The sequence below is a fragment of the Verrucomicrobiia bacterium genome (assembly GCA_019634625.1).
In the GTDB taxonomy this organism is placed as follows: Bacteria; Verrucomicrobiota; Verrucomicrobiia; order Limisphaerales; family CAIMTB01; genus CAIMTB01.
Map to the genome: position 1 here is coordinate 86,934 of JAHCBA010000022.1, position 20,242 is coordinate 107,175.

13 protein-coding genes are annotated in these 20,242 nt (G+C 67.8%); 10 read left to right on the forward strand and 3 right to left on the reverse strand.

Annotated elements, in window-relative coordinates:
• Positions 1-197 precede the first annotated feature (197 nt).
• The 7 genes from dnaE (at position 198) to KF833_14265 (ending at position 10,362) form a co-directional block, all read left to right on the forward strand.
• A complete protein-coding gene (gene dnaE / locus KF833_14235) occupies positions 198-3,824 on the forward strand; it encodes a DNA polymerase III subunit alpha (protein MBX3746462.1) in 3,627 nt (1,208 codons plus the stop codon).
• A gap of 95 nt (positions 3,825-3,919) precedes the next feature.
• Positions 3,920-4,315, forward strand: coding sequence for a BlaI/MecI/CopY family transcriptional regulator (locus KF833_14240; GenBank protein ID MBX3746463.1), 396 nt, complete (start codon positions 3,920-3,922; stop codon positions 4,313-4,315).
• Positions 4,312-6,426 (forward strand): M56 family metallopeptidase, encoded by a 2,115-nt coding sequence (locus KF833_14245; protein MBX3746464.1) that lies wholly within the window; start codon positions 4,312-4,314, stop codon positions 6,424-6,426. The genes KF833_14240 and KF833_14245 overlap by 4 nt, the downstream gene beginning before the upstream one ends.
• A 125-nt stretch (positions 6,427-6,551) precedes the next feature.
• Positions 6,552-7,709, forward strand: coding sequence for a hypothetical protein (locus KF833_14250; protein ID MBX3746465.1), 1,158 nt, complete (start codon positions 6,552-6,554; stop codon positions 7,707-7,709).
• On the forward strand, positions 7,706-9,055 hold the full coding sequence (locus KF833_14255; protein ID MBX3746466.1) for a hypothetical protein: 1,350 nt from the start codon (positions 7,706-7,708) through the stop codon (positions 9,053-9,055). The genes KF833_14250 and KF833_14255 overlap by 4 nt, the downstream gene beginning before the upstream one ends.
• A gap of 63 nt (positions 9,056-9,118) precedes the next feature.
• Complete coding sequence (locus KF833_14260; protein ID MBX3746467.1) at positions 9,119-9,748, forward strand: sigma-70 family RNA polymerase sigma factor; 630 nt, start codon at positions 9,119-9,121, stop codon at positions 9,746-9,748.
• Entirely contained in the window at positions 9,745-10,362 is a 618-nt protein-coding gene (locus KF833_14265; protein ID MBX3746468.1) for a cupin domain-containing protein, read from the forward strand. The genes KF833_14260 and KF833_14265 overlap by 4 nt, the downstream gene beginning before the upstream one ends.
• On the opposite strand, the gene KF833_14270 is transcribed toward KF833_14265, so the two are convergent.
• The gene (locus KF833_14270) at positions 10,313-11,749 is read right to left on the reverse strand and encodes a hypothetical protein (GenBank protein MBX3746469.1); all 1,437 of its coding nucleotides are present in this window, start codon (positions 11,747-11,749) and stop codon (positions 10,313-10,315) included. The two genes, KF833_14265 and KF833_14270, sit on opposite strands and share 50 nt — an antisense overlap.
• Positions 11,750-12,208: 459 nt before the next feature.
• On the opposite strand from KF833_14270, the gene KF833_14275 reads away from it, so the two are divergent.
• A complete protein-coding gene (locus KF833_14275) occupies positions 12,209-15,109 on the forward strand; it encodes a DUF4394 domain-containing protein (protein ID MBX3746470.1) in 2,901 nt (966 codons plus the stop codon).
• Positions 15,110-15,200: 91 nt separating this feature from the next.
• On the opposite strand, the gene KF833_14280 is transcribed toward KF833_14275, so the two are convergent.
• Both KF833_14280 and KF833_14285 read right to left on the reverse strand, forming a co-directional pair.
• Complete coding sequence (locus KF833_14280) at positions 15,201-16,703, reverse strand: hypothetical protein (protein MBX3746471.1); 1,503 nt, start codon at positions 16,701-16,703, stop codon at positions 15,201-15,203.
• A 35-nt stretch (positions 16,704-16,738) separates the two neighbouring features.
• On the reverse strand, positions 16,739-17,800 hold the full coding sequence (locus KF833_14285) for a hypothetical protein (protein ID MBX3746472.1): 1,062 nt from the start codon (positions 17,798-17,800) through the stop codon (positions 16,739-16,741).
• Between the two features lie 111 nt (positions 17,801-17,911).
• Between KF833_14285 and KF833_14290 the strand changes: the two genes are divergently transcribed.
• Both KF833_14290 and KF833_14295 read left to right on the forward strand, forming a co-directional pair.
• Complete coding sequence (locus KF833_14290) at positions 17,912-18,259, forward strand: hypothetical protein (GenBank protein ID MBX3746473.1); 348 nt, start codon at positions 17,912-17,914, stop codon at positions 18,257-18,259.
• A gap of 246 nt (positions 18,260-18,505) precedes the next feature.
• On the forward strand, positions 18,506-20,125 hold the full coding sequence (locus KF833_14295) for a class I SAM-dependent methyltransferase (protein MBX3746474.1): 1,620 nt from the start codon (positions 18,506-18,508) through the stop codon (positions 20,123-20,125).
• The last annotated feature ends 117 nt before the right edge of the window (positions 20,126-20,242 follow it).

Here is a 20,242-nt window from a genome sequence, read left to right on the forward strand (position 1 = left end):
ACTCGCGGAGATCGTCCCTCCGAAGTGAAGCGAGGGTGTGAAATCGGAGGGCCGAGTTCCACGAGGCCGCAACGGTGTGGAGCGATGGGTTGAGGACTCGCGGACTCCTCACCCACGACTTCGGGATGCGCGGCTGTGAACAACCTTGGGGCGCGGTCGCTTGCACGGGGTAATGCGGGTCGGGGAGGATGGTCGGCATGTCCCATGCGGACTTCGTTCATCTCCATGTGCATTCGGAATACTCGCTGCTCGACGGGGCGTGCCGGTTGGACCGGCTGATGCAGCGGGCGGTCGAGTTGAAGTTCACGGCGCTGGCCCTGACGGACCACGGGGTGTTGTACGGGGCGATCGACTTTTACCAGGCGGCGCGCAAGGCGGGGATCAAGCCGATCCTGGGTTGCGAAGTCTATGTGGCGCCGGGGAGCCGGCTGGAGAAGAAGTCCGGGAACGGCGGCCGGGACGTGTATCACCACCTGGGCCTCCTGGCGAAGGACGAGACGGGGTATCGGAACCTGGTGAAGCTGGTGACGGCGGCGCATCTCGAGGGGTACTACTACAAGCCGCGGATCGATCTGGAACTTCTCGAGCAGCACCACGAGGGACTGATCGTGATGTCCGGCTGCCTGGCCAGCGAGATTCCGTCGCTCATTCTCCAGGATCAGATCGATCAGGCCCGCGCCCGGATCGACTGGTTCAAGCAGGTATTCGGGCCGGAGAACTTCCATCTCGAACTGCAGAACCACGGCATACCCGAGCAGGCCAGGGTGAACCGGCACCTGATTCCGTGGGCGCGGGAGTACGGGTTGCGGCTGGTGGCGACCAACGATGTCCACTACGTGGCGCGCGAGCACTGGCAGGCGCATGACCTGCTCATCTGCATCGGGACGCAGACCCATCGCGACGACCCGAAGCGGATGCGGTATCAGCCGGAGCAGTTTTATCTGCGGTCGGCGGAGGAGATGAAGGCGTTGTTCGCCGAGGTGCCGGAAGCGGTGTTGAACACCTGCCATGTGGCCGAGCAATGCGGACTCGAGATCGAGTTCAACCGGCTGCACTACCCCAATGTCGAGCCGCCCGAGGGCTTCACGAGGGAAGGGATGCTGCGGCAGCTGCTGGCGGAGGGGCTCCATCGGCGGTACGGGATCCATGCGCGGGCCGAGGGCGCTGCATTCGTCATCGAGCACGTCGAGGACCCTGCGCGTCTGCCCGGTCTTCCCGACGGCGCCTCGGAGGGTGGGACGGCGCCGGAGGCGGTCCAGGGTGCCGTCGCCGCCCTGCTCCAGCGGCTGGAACTCGAGCTGTCGGTGATCGAGAAGACGGGGTTCGTCAGCTACTTCCTCATCGTCGCCGACTTCGTGCGGCACGGGAGGAGCAAGGGGATATCGTGCGTGGCGCGCGGTTCGGCAGCCGGTTCGCTGGTCACCTATCTGCTTGAGATCGCCAACGTCGATCCGATCCGGTACGGGCTGCTGTTCGAGCGGTTTCTGAATCCGGAGCGGATCAATCCGCCGGACATCGACATCGACTTTGCGGATGACCAGCGGGGGGAGGTGATCGAGTACGTGCGGGGGAAGTACGGCAAGGACAACGTCGCGCAGATCATCACCTTTGGGACGATGGGGGCGAAGTCGGTGATCCGGGATGTGGGGCGGGCGTTGGGGATGGGGTTTGGGGAGACCGACCGGCTGACCAAGATGATCCCCAACGAATTGGGGATCGGGATTGAGGCGTCGCTGGCGAAGGCGCCGGACTTCAAGGCGGCCTACGAGAACGAGCCACAGACGCGCGAGCTGGTGGATTACGCGCTGGTGCTCGAGGACCTCACCCGCAATGTCTCGGTGCATGCCGCCGGGGTGGTGATCGCGGACCAGCCGCTGGTCCAGTTGCTGCCGCTCAAGACCGACGAGGACGGGGCGATCGTCACGCAGTACGCCATGGGGCCCGTGGGGGACCTTGGGTTGTTGAAGATGGATTTCCTGGGGCTCAAGACCCTGACCGTCCTGCGCAACACGTGCGAGATGGTGCGGAAGACTCAAGGTCTCGAGATCGACATCGAGCGGATCCCGCTGGACGATGCGCGGACGTACGAGCTGCTCAACCGGGCGCAGACTCTGGGGGTGTTCCAGCTGGAATCCGGGGGGATGCGGGAATTGTGCCGCCGGTTTCAGATCGCGTCGGTCGAGCACATCACGGCGCTGGTGGCGCTGTACCGTCCGGGACCGATGGATCTGATCCCCGAGTTCATCGAGCGGCGGCATGGGCGGGCGGCGGTGGAGTATGTGCATCCGCTGCTGGAGGAGATCAGCCGGGAGACGTACGGGATTCTGATCTACCAGGAGCAGGTGATGCAGGCGGCGCAGATTCTGGCGGGCTACACGCTGGGGGGGGCGGATCTGCTGCGGCGGGCGATGGGCAAGAAGAAGCCGGAGGAGATGGCCAAGCAGCGGGCCACGTTTGTGGAGGGCGCATCGCGGACCCATGGGATCCCGGCGTCCCAGGCCAACCGGGTGTTCGATGTGCTCGAGAAGTTCGCCGGGTACGGCTTCAACAAGTCGCACGCCGCCGCGTACGCCCTGGTCGCCTACCAGACCGCGTATCTCAAGGCCAACCATCCGGTCGAGTTCCTCTGCGCCATGATGACGAACGACATGGCGGACACGGAGAAGCTTGCCGAGTACGTGGCCGAGGCGGGTTCGATGGGCATTGCCATCCGGCCTCCCGACGTGAACGCCTCGGAGGTTCACTTCGCCCCGGAGACGGGCGGCGACGGGCTGGCGATCCGGTTTGGCATGGCGGCGATCAAGGGGGTGGGGGAGGTGGCGGTGCAGCACATCCTGCAGGCGCGGCAGGCGGGCGCCCCGTTCACGTCGCTGTTCGATCTGTGCGAGCGTGTGGATCTGCGGGCGGTGACCCGGAAGACGCTCGAGGCGCTGGTGCGGTGCGGGGCGTGCGATTCGCTTGGGGGGACGCGGGCGGGGTGGTTTGCGCAGATCGACCGGGCGGTGGCGCGCGGGCAGGAGACGGCGCAGGACCGGCAGCGGGGGCAGGCGTCGCTGTTTGGACTGCTCGAAGCCCCTGCCGCGGTGGCGCCCACGCCGGTCCAGGCCCTGCCCGAATGGCCGGCCGCCGAGCGGTTGGCGGCGGAGAAGGAGTTGCTGGGCTTCTACGTGACCGGCCATCCGCTCGATCCGTACCGGTCCCTCATCGAGGTGTATGGCATGACCGACACGGCCCGGTTGGGGGAACTGACCAACCGGGCGATCACGCGCCTTGGCGGAATCGTGGCGGCGGTTCAGCAAGGGTTCTCGAAGAAGACGGGCAAACCGTACGCCCTGGCGACCCTCGAGGACCTGAAGGGAACGGTCCAGTTGCTCTGTCTCAACGAGGCGTACGACCAGTTCCGCGATCTCCTGGTGGCCGGGCGATGCCTGTTCGTGGTGGGCGAGGTGAATGCCGGCGAGGACCGTCCGAAAATCTTTCCCCAGGAGATCTATCCGCTGGAGGAGGTTCCGAGACGGCTCACGCGCCAGGTGCATCTGCGCCTGCGGACCGCCGACACCACCCCGGCCCAGCTTCTTGCCGTGCGCGATCTGATCGTGGCCCATCCGGGCGGCTGCCCGGTGTACCTGTGTTTCCAACGTCCGGACGGGGCAGTGGCGTTTGTGGAGGCGAACGACCGCTACCGGGTGGCGCCGTCGCACGAGCTGGCGCAGGCGCTCGAGCACCTGGTGGGCGCGGGGGGATACCGTCCGAAGGCCGACCCGACGCTGCCGGATCGGGCGCGGCGACGATGGGAGAACGGCGGCGGATCGAGGGGCGGATGATTCTACTAAATCCTTAGTTGACGCGGGCCGGCCCGTGTGGTGTTCTTCGATCTACTAATTCCTTAATAGATCCAGAACGACACGGGAGGCAAAAGATGGCACGGAAGAAATCGCGGACACTGACGGACGGGGAGCACCGGATCATGGAGGTGCTGTGGCGGCGGGGATCGGCGACGGTCGCGGAGGTGGCCGAGGAGCTGGAGGGGAAGGACGGCTCGGCCTACACGACGGTGCTGACCATGATGGGGATCCTCCGGGACAAGGGGTATCTGTCCTGCCGGAAGGAGGGGAGGGCCCATGTGTTCACGCCGAAGATCGACCGGCAGACCGCGGCACGGAAGGCGGTGCGGCAGGTGCTGACGAAGTTCTTCGCCGGATCGCCGGGCGAGCTGGTGCTGAGCTTCCTGCGGGACGAGCAGTTGCGACCGGAGGAACTCGACGAGATCCAGCGGCGCATTCGCGACGAGCTTTCGCCGGAGGATCCGTCATGAATCCTGATTGGGCAGCGCTGTGTCACCGGGTGCTGGAGGCCTTGGGGACGGGGTATTACCAGGGACTCATTGTGACCGGCGTGCTTGCGCTGGCGTGGCGCTGGCGGCGCGGCATCAACGCGACCACGCGCCACACCGTGGGGTTTGCCGCACTGCTGGTGGTGGCGCTGCTGCCGGCGGCGCACCTTGTCCTGGCGGAGTATTCAGGTGCGGCGATGGGAACGCGCCGGATGCCTGCGGCCGCGGTGAACCCGGGTGGGGTCGTCCCCGACGTCCTCATGGGGAGTGTTGCCGGCACCGCTCCACGGAGGGTCATGAGCGAGAGCGACGGGACCCCGGCGTGGGAGCGCGATGCGCGGGTTCGGCGCGAGGGAGGCTTCGGAGCGGCGCGGCGGGAGACAGGGCTGGCGTCTGAAGGCGTCACGGAGGCCGTCGGGGCGCCGGGACGTGAACGGGAACCGAGGACCTGGAGTGTGCGGCTGCCGACCGGTTGGGGCGAAGGGGTGGTCGGCGTCTGGGTGGCTGGCGCGGGGGTTGGGCTTGGGCGCCTGGCGCTGCAATGGTTGGCGCTGGTCCGGCTGAAGCGTCGTGCGGTGCCGGTCTCCGAGGCCGTCCAGCGGATGTTCGATGCGATGGGGGAGGAGGCGAGTTCCCGGCGCGGCGTGGTGGTGCGTTGTTCTGAAGAGGTGGAGGTGCCGATGGCCGCGGGACTATGGCGACCGGCGGTGTTGTTGCCGGCGGGGATGGCGCACGAGGCGACGCCCGACGTCGGGCGGTTGCTGCGGCACGAGCGGGCGCATCTGGAGCGGTGGGACGACTGGACCAATCTCGTCCAGCAGGCGCTGGCGGCCGTCTATTTCTTTCATCCGGGCCTGCTGTGGCTGTCGCGACGCCTTTCGGTGGATCGCGAGATTGCCTGCGATGACCACGTGCTGAGCGCGACCCGGGCCCCCCGGGAGTACGCGTTGCTGCTGACCGATTGTGCTCGCCGGTCGGTGAGCCGCCGCTGGGCGGTGGCGCCGGCGGCATGGAGAAAACCCAGTCAACTCAAGGAAAGGATCCACATGATACTCGATGTGAAACGTGATCGGTCCCCCCGGCTGTCTCGTGGCCGGGCGGGAGTTGTGGGAGCCGCCGCGATGGCGGTGGCGGTGGCGGGGCTTACGCTTGGCCCGCGACTGGCATTGGCCCAGGCGCCGGCATCGGCGTCGGCTTCCGCGCTGGCCTCGGGTGAAGCGAAGGAGAAGGACCCGGTGCCCGTTGGTCGCACGAGCGCCCAGTCCGCGGATGCGGGTCCCGAGCGGGGGACAAGGAGTGCGCGAACGCTGACGGCTCCGGTTGCGGAAGTCCCACCGGTCGCCCCTGTGCCGCCTGCGCCGACGGCACCGCCTGCTCCAACTCCTGCGCCGCCTGCGCCCGTGGAGCCGCCGGTGCGGGTCGCCGCATCCCCGGACGCTTCTGTGACCCTGGAGCGGCGGTTGGAGCAACTGGAGCGGTTGGTGGAGACGCTGGTGGGGCGACCAACGGAAGGCGGGCCGGACCGTTCCAGGAGCCGGTTGCTGGTGGGGAAGGGGGACGGGGTGGACATCGCCGTGGACCTGCAGCTCGACGAAGCTCCGGAGTTCAAGGTCCGACCGGGCGTTCGTCCGGAGATCCAGTTCCATCGGGAACTCAAGATTCCGGCCCGTGCGGGCGTGGCCTTCACCTGGAAGCCCGAGGTCCATGAGGAGATCCTGCAACAGGTGCAGCGCGAGGTTCGGGAGGTCGAGGCGCGGGTGGCCCGGGAGGTGAAGGAGGCGGAGCGGGTGGCGCAGCGGGAGCTTGCCCGGGTGCAGGCCGAGTTGCAGCGCGACCGCCGGGGGGTGGATGCGCAACGCCGTCAACTGGAGCAGCAGCGGCGGGCGTTGCGGCAGCAGCGGGAAGCGCTGGGCCGGCAGATGGAACAGCTCGACCGCCAGTTGGAGGCGTTGGATCGGGAGGCGTCGAAGGGCAGGGCGGATGAGGACGCGGACGGGGAAGGGGACCGCTCCGAGGTCAAGCCCCGGCCCAACCCCTGGCCGACACCGACGCCGGCACCAACGCCGATGCCATCCGAATGGGTCGCCTGGTAGCCAGACGGGCCCGTGTGTGCTGACCGTCCCGGAGGTTGTCCCGGAGGACTGATCCATCATCAACCCAATCCCGCGCGCCGTGTTGGGAACGGCCGGATGCGGCGCGCGGGATTGGCAGCCTTGCCATGAATCCACTTTCCATTGCCGCTGAACCGTCCCGGATCGATTCGGCGATTCACCTCGAGTTCATCCGGATGGCGGCCGAGAACAGCGGCGGCGCCGGGGTCGAGGAGGTCGAGACGTTTCATCGGGCGCTGTTTCTGCACCGTCACGGCGGCGAGATCGAGAGGGTGCGGCAGGAGCGACGGCTGGCGGAGGACCGCCTGACGGATCTCGAAGCGCGGTGGCGGGCCAGTCTGGAGGCGATTCAGGATCAGCGGGAGAACCTGCCGGTGGAGGGCGACGCGGGGCCCGATGTGCGGCCCAATGCCCCCTGGAATGCCTGGGATGCGGGGATGTTTGCGGCGGCGGCGGTGGGGATCGTGTTCCTTCTGACCTTTGGGGTGATGAACGTGTCGTTCAACCTCATCGAGTCGGGGATTGCCACCTTCGTTGAGAATCCGTTCCGGGCCTATCTGTGGGCGGCTCTGCTGCCGGTGGGTGCGCTGGCGGTCAAGGTGGGCTGGGATTTCCTGGGCGAGGGCCGGCGGCGGGCCGCCTACCTGTGGGCCTGCCTGGCGGCGGGCGTTCTGGCGGTGTTCGTCTGGGTCGGTGCCTACGCGAGCGTGTACCCGTCGCTGTCGAAGAGCACCGACGAGATCATCGGATCGCTGCGGGTCTATGATGAGGATGGGGCGGGGGACGGGATCGTCGCACTGGGCGGGGGCGGGGCGAAGACCCTGGACATGATCCTGGTGGCGGCGCAGGCGGTTGCGGAGGTGTGTTTGTCGGCGGTGCTGGGGATGTACATGACGCAGTTGTACGCGCGGCACCGGCCGGTGCGGATGGCGGCCAATCCGTTGTTTGGTCCGCTCGACGCGGAACGCGCGCGTCTGGATGAACGGGTGGGGCGGGAGCGGTTGGCGGTGGCCGAGGCGCGGGGGAGCGAGGTGCGGTTGGAGAACCAGATGACCGCCTTTGTGGCCTACGCCCGGGCGCTCTTTCAACGCGAGGTGGCGTTGCGGGAGGACCGGGGTCATCGGCAGCGGCTCGCCCTGGAACGGATTGCGGAGGATTTGCGGAACCGGCTGGCGGAGGTGAACGACGGGGTTGAGGCGCCGTCGCTGGTGCCGGTGGATGGGGAGAATGGCGGGCGAACCTTCCGGCGCGAGGGGGTTGGATGAAGGGTGTCATCGTGGGTTGGATCATGGCGGTGGCCTGGGTTGCGGTCGCGGCGTCGGGCGCTGGGACTCCCGGCACCGTGGCATCCGCTGCCTCGTCGCCGGGCGGGGGGACCGGGGAAGCGCGGGGAGCGGCGTGGCAGGTGATTGGCATCTCGCCGTTCCTGGATCGGGCGGACAAGGATGCCGTGTATCGACAGGTGGTGGGGTTCGCGCTGGAGGGCGTGCCGCCGGGGGGCGTCCTGCGCCTCATCGATGCGTACCGGGTCAGGACGATTGCGGTGATGGAAGTGCCGAACACGCGGGCCTCCATGAGCGCCAAGGCACGGGCGGTTCGTTTTCAGGGGGAGCTTCGGACGCTGAAGGCCTTCCTTGCGGAGGAAGCTCCGATGCCAAGGGTGGCCGGGGTTGCCGGGACGGGTGCCGTGCGGTTGCCGCAGTTCCTCGAATTCGTCGCCGCCGACCGGGGCGATCGGGAGCGGGCGGGTCGAGTGCTGGTCCTGGGAAACCCGTTGTACCTCGATGAGCGCGAGCCGGCGTTCGCGATGGCGGACGGGTTGTACCCGACGGACGGGCATCTGGTCGCCACGCGGGAGCGGAGTGTGTTCGGGCGGGCGGAATCGGGCGACCCGCTGCGGGAGGTGACGGTCCACATGGCGTACTTCGGGACGCCCTGGCGGGATGGGGTGCATGAGGACCGGGTGCGCCGGTTCTGGCGGTTGTATGTCGCCGGGCGGGGCGGGCGATGGGGATTGTGCGCGGGAGATCTGCCGGCGGTCTTCGCCGCGTTCCGGCGTGAGGATGCGGCGGGGGACGACGTGTCCCTGGAGGAGGCGCTCGACGACAGCCGGACGGTGGTTGCCATGCGGCGCGGACGGCGGGAGGTGATGGCGGTGGACTGGCTGATGCGGGATCTCGGACCGGCCGGGAGCGCCGGGGCGCCGGTGTCGGTCTTGGGCCCGATGAAGATCGGGATCCGATGGCACGGAGACGTCGATCTGGACCTGTACGCCCGGCCGGATGCGGAAGGCACGACACTGTCCTTCTCGGAACCCCGGAGCGGGGCGGGATACCATTACAAGGATCACCGGTCATCGCCGGACCGCGAATACGAGTTCATCGAGTTCGAGGTGCCGGTGGACGTTCGGCGGGTCGAGGCGGCCGTGAACTTCTACTCGGGCGAGGTCGGGGAAGGGTTGACCGGAGAGGCGCGGATCGAGTTCGAGGGCCGCGTGTACTCCGCGCCGTTCACGATCCCGGCGAGGGCGGGGAATCGCGGCCGGGGCGGTCCGGGTCAGGAGGACTACTGGGCACGGCTGGACGTGGCGGGGATGATGGGATTGAGGTGAGCGGGCATCGGCTCGGGAAATGCTTTGACACGATGTGTGGGGATTGGGGATGAGAGGCGCCCCATGGTGCCGTCTGCGGATCGACCGAACGCCTCCGATTCCGGAGTGGCCGAGGACGTGGGGTTGCTGCGGCGGGTGGGGGAACGGGATGAGGCTGCGTTTGCGCGGTTGTACGACCGGTTTGCGCGGCCGCTGTATTCCGTGGCGCTTCATGTGGTGCGCGATCCGATCACGGCGGAAGAGGTGTTGCAGGAGGTGTTCCTGCGGATTTGGGACACGGCGGGCCAGTACGACGCCGGCTGCGGCAAGCCGCTGACGTGGGCGGTGGTATTGACGAGGAACAAGGCGATCGACCGGTTGCGGGCGAACGATCGCCGTCGTCGGCTGGCCGAGGCCTACGAGGCGCGGGGCGATGCCCCTGCGGCGGTGACCGTAGAGACGGGGAGCCGGGCCCTGGGCGAGCGGGAGGAGGCGGCGCTGTTGCGCCGGGCTCTTGATGATCTCCCTGCGGAGCAGCGGGCGCCGATCGAACTGGCATTCCTATCCGGATACACGCAGACCGAGATTGCCTCGCAGCTTCAGCTCCCGCTGGGGACGGTGAAGGCACGGATCCGGCGGGGGATGTTGCAATTGCGTGCACGGCTGGAGCGCGGCACGCTGGACACGGAATCGATGGCCCCGGAGATGGCATGAGCACCGAGGAACTTGAAACGTTGGCCGCGTTGCATGCGGCCGGTGCCCTCGACGGGGAGGAGCGGCGGGTTTTCGAGGCGCGGCTGGCCTCCGGCGAGTTCGAGGCGAAGGAAGAGTTGCGGCGATTTCGGGAGGTCGCGGCACGGGTGGCGTTGGCCTGCGCGCCCGTCGCCGATCCGCCGGCCGGGCTTCGAGAGCGGGTTTTGGGAGCGGTGCGGTCGCGGGCCCCTGTTGCCGCGGCGGTTCCACCGGTGCCGGATTCTGACGGGCTGCATTTTGTGATGGGATCCGAGGAGGACGGCTGGCAGGCGCTGCCGGTGCCGGGCGCCCGGGTGAAGCTGCTCTCCCTGGTTAAGGAGCGGGGATATGCGGTGGTGCTTGGGAAGCTGGATCCCGGGGCCCAATACCCGCCGCATCGGCACCTTCACGCCGAGCAGGTTTTCGTCCTGTCCGGGGATCTGTCCATCGGGGAGCGGCGGCTGGGTCCGGGGGACTTTCACCAGGCGGATGCCGGGACGTGGCACCGGGTCAACCGGTCGGAGGCGGGCTGTACAATCCTGGCGGTCATTTCGATCGAGGATCTGATGGCGCAGCAGCAGGGTGTGCCGGCGTGAGAGGGCGGAGGGGAGGGGTGGCGGCCTGCCAGCGGGCGAAGTCGGCGCGCTGGGTTTCGCCGAGCGCCTCGGGGTGGTAGAAGCAGTCGTAGAACTCTGCGTCGAGGTGGACGGCTTGGAAGGCCGTCACGGTGCGGTAGGGGGCCAGGAAGGCGGGGAAGCGGCCGTAGCGTTGCAGGATGTAGTCGGCGTAGGCGACGGTGGCCTCGATGGCGGCTTCGGAGATGGGAGGTATTGAGCGGCCGACCTGGGCGGGGTTTTGCCACGCGTTGCGGGGGGAGTGCGGATCGAAGCTGCCGCCGGGACCGGATTTGAGAGCGACCACCGCTTCGACGGCCTGGCGCATGGAGGGGTAGGAGGGCGGGCAGAAGGGTTGCAGGAGAGGCTGGCCAAGGTGATCGAGTCCGAGCGGCCAGGACACCGGAGTGTCCCTGCCCAACCATCGCACGAGGGTTCCGACCAGGCGGCCCATGGCCAGGTAGCGGGAGGCCGGGAGGGTCCCCATGCGGAACCCGAGGGCTTCGAACCAGGCGCTCTCGTGATTGGCGAAGTTCGGGTGACCGCCAAGGCCGAGCGCCTCGCAGGCGAGGGCCAGGTTCTGCATCATCATGCCCTGCTCGACGGCTGCGAATTCGGCGACCATGGCTTCCACATGCCGGATGGTGGCGATGCGTCCACGGGCGGGATTGTCTTCGAGGTGGCCCCCCCGGCTGCGGGCGAAGCGGGCCAGACCGGCGGGGCGGAATCCGGCCCGTTCATCGACGAGGAAGGCGCCGGTGGACTCATTGAGGACATCGAGCAGTCCGTTGAGATATAGGAGGGTGAGGTCGTTGATGGGGATGAACACGGTGCCGCCCGGGGCGTGGGCCGCCCATCGATTCACATTGAGGTTATAGAGGGGGTCGATGGGAGGGGCGCTGCGGGAGGATTTCAGTTCCACGCGGAGGCGCTGGTACGCGTCGAGCCAGCGGCCCTCGCGGGCCATGGCGATCAGGTCCGGGATCTCCCCGGATGGAAGTTCGCGGGGGCGCCGCACCAGCCAGGTGCCCTGGTCGTTGGTCACGGCGATGGACACCGACTGGATGCCGTCGCCGGAGGCGATGGTGCGACCGACCAGTCCGGACATGATATTGCCGCCTTCACCGGGGGCGTAGCAGAGGTCGGCCATGGCATACCCGGTGATGCCGGCGGCGGCGAAGGCGAGGAAGGACTCCTCGTTCCCGGTGAGCGGCACGGGTGGGAACCGGCTTTGGTAGGCGAGGGGTCCGGCGGGCATGATCATGCCGGCGCCGAAGCGTCGGGAGCGGCGGTTCAGGAGGGCTTGCAGCAGCGGGTACGCGCGGAGGCGGGCGTTCTCCTCGGGGTCGCTGGCCTCGGGTGTGACCATGCCTGATGGTGTTGGGGGCCGAACACGGGCGGCAATCCCCAACCGGCGGGATCAACCGCCGCCCGAATCCTTGGCCGTAACATGCAATGGAATCACACGCGGAGACGCGGAGGCGTGAAGAGGGCATTCGACTTGGGCGTTGGCCCGACGCCGGAGATCGCTTACCGAATCGTTGAAAACAATGAGACGGTCAAAGTACAGTTGACCCAAATGCTACAAAGAACCTGACATATTATTGTTGACGATCGGTGATTCGGTCGTCCCTGGCGGGCCGAAGGGGATTACTTGGGGGGTACCGGGCAGGGAGGCTGGGTCAACAATAGTAAACAATGATGTGTCTGACTTACTATGGTTACGGGCTGCAAACCTCAACCGTCCTTCCGCCCGGTCACGGCTTTTGAAGAATCCGCGCATCCGTTTTCCGGTGGGCCACGTATCTCCGGCTGGCAATCAAACCCTATGAAGCCGTACTACCATCTACGCATCATCCTGGCCCTTGGGATTTCCCTGGCCCTTCCCGGCAGTCTTCCTGCGCAACCGATCCTGTATGGCCTGACGGACCGCGGGGAGATCGTCCGGTTCGGAACGTCAGGAGGCGAACCGATCCCAGTTCCGGCGCCTGAACCATGGCCCGAAGGCGAGGCCCTTGTGGCCCTCGACTTCCGGCCGCTGGATGGCCTGCTGTACGGGTTGAGCCGGGATGAAGAGGCGATGGGACGCCTCTATGCGGTGGATCCGGCATCGGGCGGGCGGGTGCCGGTCCCTTTGACCGGGGCGCCGCTGTCGATCCCGGGGTCGGTGGACATGGATTTCAACCCGGCGGCCTTGAACGGCGCGAACGCCCTTCGCGTGGTCACGTCGGAGGGGCTGAACTACCGATTGGTGTTCGGTGCCGACGGGGCGACGGTGAACGTGGACGGGAGGTTCAACCTGCCGGAAGGCGGGATACTCCAGGTCATAGCGACCGCCTATTCGAACAACCGCTCGGGGCGTCCGGGCGGGGGCGGGGTTGGAGGTACGCGCCAGTACGCCCTGGATGCAGCCAACAACCTGCTGTACCGCGTGAACCCGCCCAATGACGGGACCATGACCGAGCCGAAGCCGTTGGGCATCGAGTTCGAGACGGTGGGCGGGCTCGACATTGTCACGGGTTCCGACCGGGCGCTCGCCGTGCTTGAGGTCATGGGCGAACGCGGACTGTACGAGATTGACCTGGAGACGGGGCGGGCGTCGCGGCTGCGAGGGCTTCCGGCAAACCTCGTGGACCTTTCGGCGGCGATGCCGGCGGAGGTGCCGTACACGTTGGTCTATGGGCTTGATGCAGACGGTTCCCTGGTGTCGTTCACCACGGGGAACGAGGGAACAACGGCGGGCGCGATGCTGTCGGGGCTGGGACAGGGTGAGACACCGAGGGCCATCGATTTCAGGCCCTTCACCGCGGGGTTGCACTTGTTGACAGTGGACGAGGGGGGGCTGGGGCGGCTGTATGAGGTGGAGGTCGGATCGGGTGTGGCGACAGCCATTCCGTTGAGCGGGGCGGCCCTCACGGTGGAGGGTTCCGTGGACATGGATTTCAACCCGGCCGCGCTGAATGGCATCAACGCCCTGCGGATCATCACCGGGTCGGGACAGAATTACCGGCTGGTGTTCGGCGCGGAGGGGGCGGTGGTGAATGTGGATGGTGCGATGAACGGTACGGGTATCGGGGCACCGCGGGTGGTGGCGACCGCCTACTCGAACAACGGTTCCGGTCTTCCTGGCGGCGGGGGTGCCGGGGGCACTCGCCAGTTTGCCCTCGACGCCTCCACCGCCAGCCTGTTCCGGGTCAATCCGCCCAACGACGGCACGTTGATTGAACCGAAATCCCTCGGGCTGGAGATTGGCGACGTGGCGGCGTTGGACATTGGTACGAAAGAGGATCTGGCGCTGGCGATTCTGGACGTGGGCGGGGAGCGCGGCCTGTACCGGATCGATGTGGACACGGGGGTTCCGCATTGGATCCGAACCCTGCCCGGCAACGTGCTGGACCTGGCGATTCCGATGCCTGTCCGGATGACGCCTCCGGTTGCGATGGCCGGCGTGAATTCGGAGGTTCGATGGGATGGCGGCGTCGGGCCATTTGCGGTGCTGCGGGCGGACCGGGTTGAAGATCCGTTCTGCACGGTGGCCACGACGGCGACGCGAGCCGTTGGTCTGGGTTTTGAGGGGCCGTCGGGATATTTCCGCATCGCCGATCTCGCGGGGGAATCCGAGGTGCCCATGACGGTCATGATGAGTGGCGCCGCCGAGCGACCGGAACCGGTTCTGAACCTGGCGACAGGCACGGGCACGCTGCGGTTGATGGGCCGGACCTTGTCGATTGATGTCAGCTACCAGGGCCTCAGCGGACCCGCGGTGGCGGCACATCTGCACGGACCGTCGGATTCCGGGGGAACTGCCGGGGTGCTGATCGATCTTGCGCCGCTACACCAGGGAGACTTTGGGGCGGAGGGCCGGTTTGATGGCAACGTGACGATCAACGCCGAGATCCAGGCGGCGCTGCTGGGAGGCCGCACCTACATCAACGTCCACACAGCGAATCATCCCGGCGGCGAGATCCGTGGAACGGTCCTGCCTTCAAGGTTCGAGGTGATCCTGAGCGGCGAAGCGGAGCGGCCCGAGCCGGTCTTGACCCCGGCGCTCGGGTTCGGGCATCTCGCGCTGTCCGGGAACCGGCTGACCTTCGACATTCTCTATCACGGGCTCACGGGCCCGGCGGTGGCAGCTCATTTCCACGGGGCCGCGGAGGCCTCGGGGACGGCCGGAGTGCTGGTCGATCTGGAACCGTTCAACGGGGGCGCATTCGGGTCTTCCGGAGTGTTGGGCGGGGCCATCGACCTGACTCCCGACCAGCTTGGAATTCTGGGGGACGGGCGGATCTATGTGAACCTCCACACCGCGGCCCATCCGGCGGGTGAACTGCGGGGACAACTTCGTTCGGTTCCGTTGGGCCGTCCGTACATGGCGGTGTTGAACGGGGCGGCGGAACGACCGGACCCGGTGGATACCCCGGCTCGCGGGTTCGCCAGCTTCACGCTCACGGGAGATCGTCTCGCCTTCCGGATCGGGTATGTCGGGTTGTCCGGCGACGCGGTGGCGGCGCACATCCATGGGCCGGCGTCCGCCAGTGCGGTGGCGGGTGTCCTTTTCGATCTGCAGCCGTTCCACCGCGGTGCCTTCCGCAGCACGGGAATCTTCACGGGGGCGGTGATGCTGCTGCCGGAGCATCGGGCGGCCCTGGAACGAGGCGACCTGTACCTCAACGTGCACACGGTCGCACATCCGGGAGGCGAGATTCGCGGGCAGATCGTGTCGGAGTGAGACGGTCTGGGGGGCGGGCGCCGGGTGCCGGCACCATGCATTCCGGTGGACAGTCAGGGCCTTTGCCCGGGACTGGCGCCAGGGTGGGGGTTCATGGGGTGGATCGAGGGTGTGGAATGCGGAGAGCGGCGGCGAGTTGATCGATGGCGACGAGGCTTTGCCAGAGGACGCCCTCGAAGTATTCGCCCTGGGTGGCTGGGATGCCGGGACCGGAAGGTCGGGTGCCCCAGCCACCGTCGGGTTCCTGGGTGATGATCCATCGGTGGACGGCGGCGGGAGAAACGGATCGGTGGGAGCGGAGGGCGTGGCGGGCGGCGCGGGCGGAGGGGCGGCAGGCGGGTTGGGAGCGGGTCCAGGCGATGATGGGTTCGAGGGCGGGATGACGCGCGGCAAGGGGGGAGTGGCGGCGCCAGTGCTGGGTGGCGACACGGAGCCAGGCTTCAAGGTGTCCGGGCGGGGCGAGTTCGAGGAGCGTTCCGAGGGTGCGGAGGTATCCGGCAAAGCGGGCGAGGTAATCGAGGCCGCGCAGGAGGGCGAGACCGGCGTCCCGACGGGTCACGGCGCGAAGGGCGGGGTTTCGATGACGGGGGAAGAGGGGCAGCGGGGCTTGATCGGCGACGGCCTGGCGCAGGCGGAGGGGAGACAGGCGGGGAAAGGCGGGCGGGGGGGCGGCTTCGGGAAGCCAGTCGCGGTGGGCGACGAACAGGGGATAGTCGCCCTGGGTGAAGAACCGGGTGCGCGGGGGGTTGGCGGCGAGGCGCAGAAGGCGGGCACGTTCGGGCGAGCCGGCAAAGCCGGTGCCGGCGTGATAGGGCTGGAGCTGATCGCCGCAGGGGACGGGGCCGTAGCGTTCCTCGCGGCGAAGGTGACGTCGGGAGAGAAGGCGGTTGAGTTTCCCGGGGAGGGGATCCTGCCAGTCGTGGAGGGGAAAGTTTGCGGCGCCCTCGACATTGCAGGCGTCGGGGTGGAGGGCGCGCCAGAGTTCCAGCCAGAAGGCGCGGGCGAGGAGGGCGGGAGCCGAGCCGGGTGAGCGGGCGAGGTTCTGTTCGGCGCGGTCCAGTTCCCGTCGGGCGCGGGCGGATTCGACACGTCCGTCGCGGATCCACTCGAAGCCCTGGGCCTGCAGGGCGGCCAGTTCGCCGGTCCAGCGGGTCTTGCAGGTGTCGTGGTAGTATTCGCGGCAGGCGAGCGGACGGGCGGGATGCACGGAGCAGACCCGGCGCGGGGTGGCGTCGTCATCGTGGACGTACCGGAGAAACAGGCAGGGACTGTGCCGGGAATTGGCGCGACGCCGCAGCCAGGTGACCACGCTGCTGTCGGGGTCGTGGCGCCACGGTTGGCGGTACGCCGGATCGTCGTCGTCGGCGAAGCGGTCCTGGGTGAAGTGAAGCAGGAACCCGCCCGGGGAGAGGTCGAGGAAGGCGCTGAGGCGCAGGACATCGAAGGGGGTGAGCCCGATGGGATCCTCGCTGGTGCAGCAGGTGCCGCCGAGGCAGTGATGGCAGGCTGCGGCGTCGGAGGCGATGCGGCGCTGGAGGCGGGCCTTGGCGGGGTAGCGGTGGAACGGGCGAAGGGCGGGCGGTTCGGGGGGCATGGGCGTTGGGGCGGCGGGAGGAGGGAGGGCCGGGTTCACGCGGCGCGTGCCCATTGGCGGAGGCGGGGGAGCAGTCTGGGGAATGCGATTCCGCTGCCCTGCCAGGCGAAGTCGCGGAGGCCGTCGAGGACCGCCCAGGTGGTGTGGAACCGGTGATAGTCGTGCCCGTTTTCGGTGGGACCCCAGCTTCCGTCGGAGTTCTGGCGATCGAGGAGGTGGCGCATGGCGAAGTGGATGGCCGGGTGCTCGTTGGGGATGCCGAAGGCGCGCAGGGTGTCGAGAAACTCCCCGAGCAGATCGTCGTCTTCCAGGGCGATGGCGTCCTCGAGGTGGTCGGCGAGGAAGCGATATTCGCGGGGCAGCCAGCGGGGATCGAGCTGGTACCGGCCGTAGTCGTTCAGGGTGTACACGATGTGGGTGACGGTATAGGCGGCCTCGTAGAAGGGGACGACGCCGCGCGAAGGGGATGGATAGTCGGGGAGGTGCGGAAGCCAGGCGAGGACATCGGCGTAGCGCCGGCCGAGGGGAACGTCGAGGCGTTCGCCACAGTAGGTGGCGGTAAGGGCGAGGCACCAGGTGCGGTGGGGTCCCTGGCGGGCGCGGGGTTGGAGGCAACTCGGATTGCGACAGCGCGAGGACGAGCCGGGATCGATCCAGCCGCAGTCGCAGGGGAGCCGGAGGGTTCGCGGGGGTGGGCCCTCGAGCGGGTCCCAGCCGAGGAAGTCGGCGGGTTGAAAACGGGTGGCGTGTTCGCGCAGCCAGGCGCGGCGCCGGGGAAAGCGAAGACCGAGTCGTTGGGCGGCGCAGTGACCATGGACCAGTTCGGCGACTTCGTCGGCCGAGTCGGGCGGAGCGAAGGGTGTCCAGAGGTGACGCCAGGCGAGCCAGCCACGGCGCGCGAGGGTGCGGGCGCGCCGTCGGACCTCGGGATGCGCCGCGGTCGAGGCCATGAAGGCACAGCAGTAGAGAAGTCCGCTGCCGAAGGTGGGAAGGCGTCGCGGGTGACAGGCGATGCGACCGAGATAGTCGAGGCCGCGGAGGACGGCGCGGTGTCTGGCGCCATCGAGTTCCGCGGGGGAAACGGTGCGCCGTGACATGCTGGACGCGAGTCTGTGACAGAATGCCTTTGACTCCAACACTTCCGCTCCATAGAGAAGCATCCGCAGCCCGGAGGGGAGGAATCCCCAACATTCAAGAACTCAAATAACATGCCTGCGACAAAACGCACTCCTGCTCGGCCGAATCTGCCGAAGCTCACCCCGAAACTGCTTCCGAAGAATCTGCCCAAGACGCTTCCGAAGCTCCCGCCGAAGCTCGCGCCGAAACTGCCCAAGGTGGTTCCGAAGCTTCCCAAGCTGCCGAAGGTGGCGCCGAAACTGCCGAAGTTGCCGAAGGTGCCCAAGGTGGCGCCGAAGCTTCCGAAGCTGCCCAAGGTCGGACCCAAGCTGCCCAAGATTGTTCCGAAGCTTCCCAAGGTGGCGCCGAAGCTTCCGAAACTTCCGAAGATTCCCATGCCAAAGCTGCCCAAAGTGGGCCCGGGACCGTTGAAGCGCTGAGGAGCAGTCAGCGCGGAACGCGGCCGCGGCGATCCGCCCAGGCGATGGCAGCCTGATCCCAAGCTGCCGTCGCCTGACTTCGCGAATCCCGGGTTTCTGGGGCGGAGTGGGACGGCTGACCTGGCTTGTCGAGGGTGACCCGGAGGTGAGCATTCCCATGCGCCGGTACGAGGAGCCGCGACGGTACTGGCAGGGAGTGAGTTTTGGGGCAGGGGTTGGACCTGCCGCCTGATGGGTTCCCCTTCGATGCCGAGACACGACGACGTTTCACCGCCCCTGGTCATCTTCGAGGACGAACATCTGCTGGTGGTGTCCAAGCCGCCGGGGATGAACACCCACGCGCCGGGGCCGTATGCGGGGGAGGGGTTGTACGATTGGCTGCGGCGTCGGGCGGCGCGTTGGGAGGGGTTGGCGATCGTCCAGCGACTCGACAAGGAGACCTCGGGATTGCTGGTGTTTCCCAAGACACGTCGGGCGGCGGGGGATTTGACGCGGCAGTTTGCGGGTCGGGCGATCTCCAAGGAGTACACGCTGGTCACGGATCGACGCCCGGCGCGCGAAGCGTTCGAGTCCCATTCCTGGATTCGGAAGGGGTCGGATGGATTCGAGAGCAGCCCGCGGGCGGGAGAGGGATTGGAGGCGCGGACGCGGTTTCAGGTGACGAGGGAGGCCGGGGGGCGGTGGTGGTTGCGGGCGGAACCCCTGACCGGGCGGACGCACCAGATCCGGTTGCACGCGGCGGAACACGGGGTCCCGATCCTCGGGGACGTGCCGCACGGCGGAACCGATCATTTCCGACTTTGCCTGCATGCAAGCCGGCTGGGGCTGAAGCATCCGGAGACGGGCGAGGGGTTGATGTTCCAGGACGAGACGGACTTTGGGGAAGCGCCGGCCGTGGCCTTGCGACGGGCGTTGATCGAGCCGGGAATGACCGATGCGTGGCGGGTGGTGCATGGGGCGGCCGACGGGCGGCCGGGCTGGTTTGTGGATCGGTTGGGAGACTTCTGGCTGGCCAGCGTGGCGGAAGGGCAGGAGGCCGCGCCACCCGGATGGCTCCTGGAACGGGCACGGAAGGCGGGCGCCCGTGGCGTGTACCGGCGTTGGCTGCAGCGGCACGTGCGAGGGACGACACCCTCCGAAGTCGCGCCCGTCCTGTGGTGGGGCGAGCCGGTCGCCGGGGCGTTTCCGATCCGGGAAAACGGCCTGACCTTCCTGATGGATCTGTCGGCCGGTTACTCGGCGGGTTTGTTTCTCGACCAGCGGGATAACCGGCGGCGGTTGCGGGTGAACTGGGTGGGGCCGGATTTCCCGGTTTGCGCGGGTGGATGGGAGGGCCGGTCGGTGCTGAACGTCTTTGCCTACACCTGCGGGTTCTCGGTGGCAGCCGCGGCGGGAGGGGCGCGGACGGCGAGTCTGGATCTGTCGCGACGGGCCCTCGACTGGGGGCGGCGGAACTTTGCGGCCAACGGCATGGACCCTTCCGAGCACGAGTTTCTGTGCGGGGACGCCATGGACTGGTTCAGGCGCCTGGCGCGGAAGGGGCGGAGGTTCGATGTCGTCCTGCTCGATCCGCCGACGTTTTCGCAGTCGCGGGAGCGTGGCGTGTTCCGGGCGGAGTCGGACTACGCGGGGTTGGTGACGGCGGCCTCGGCGGTGCTTGGGGAGGGCGGGGTGTTGTTCGCCTCGACCAACGCAGCGCGGCTCGATCCGGAACGGTTTGTGGGGATGGTGCGGGACGGGTTGGCGGGGGCGGGGCGGCCTGCGGACCGGGAATTGTATGTGCCGCAGCCCCCGGACATGCCCATCACGAGGGAGGAACCCGGGCACCTGAAGACGCTTTGGATACGGGTGGGATCAAGTCGTTGAGGGCGGTACAAGAGTGGATGCCTGGGGCTGCCTTAGGGGCGATGCCATCGGATTCTGCCGGGGCCGGGACGCTGCACTGGAGTCATTGTCAAATTGTAATGATTTGACCCCATTGCC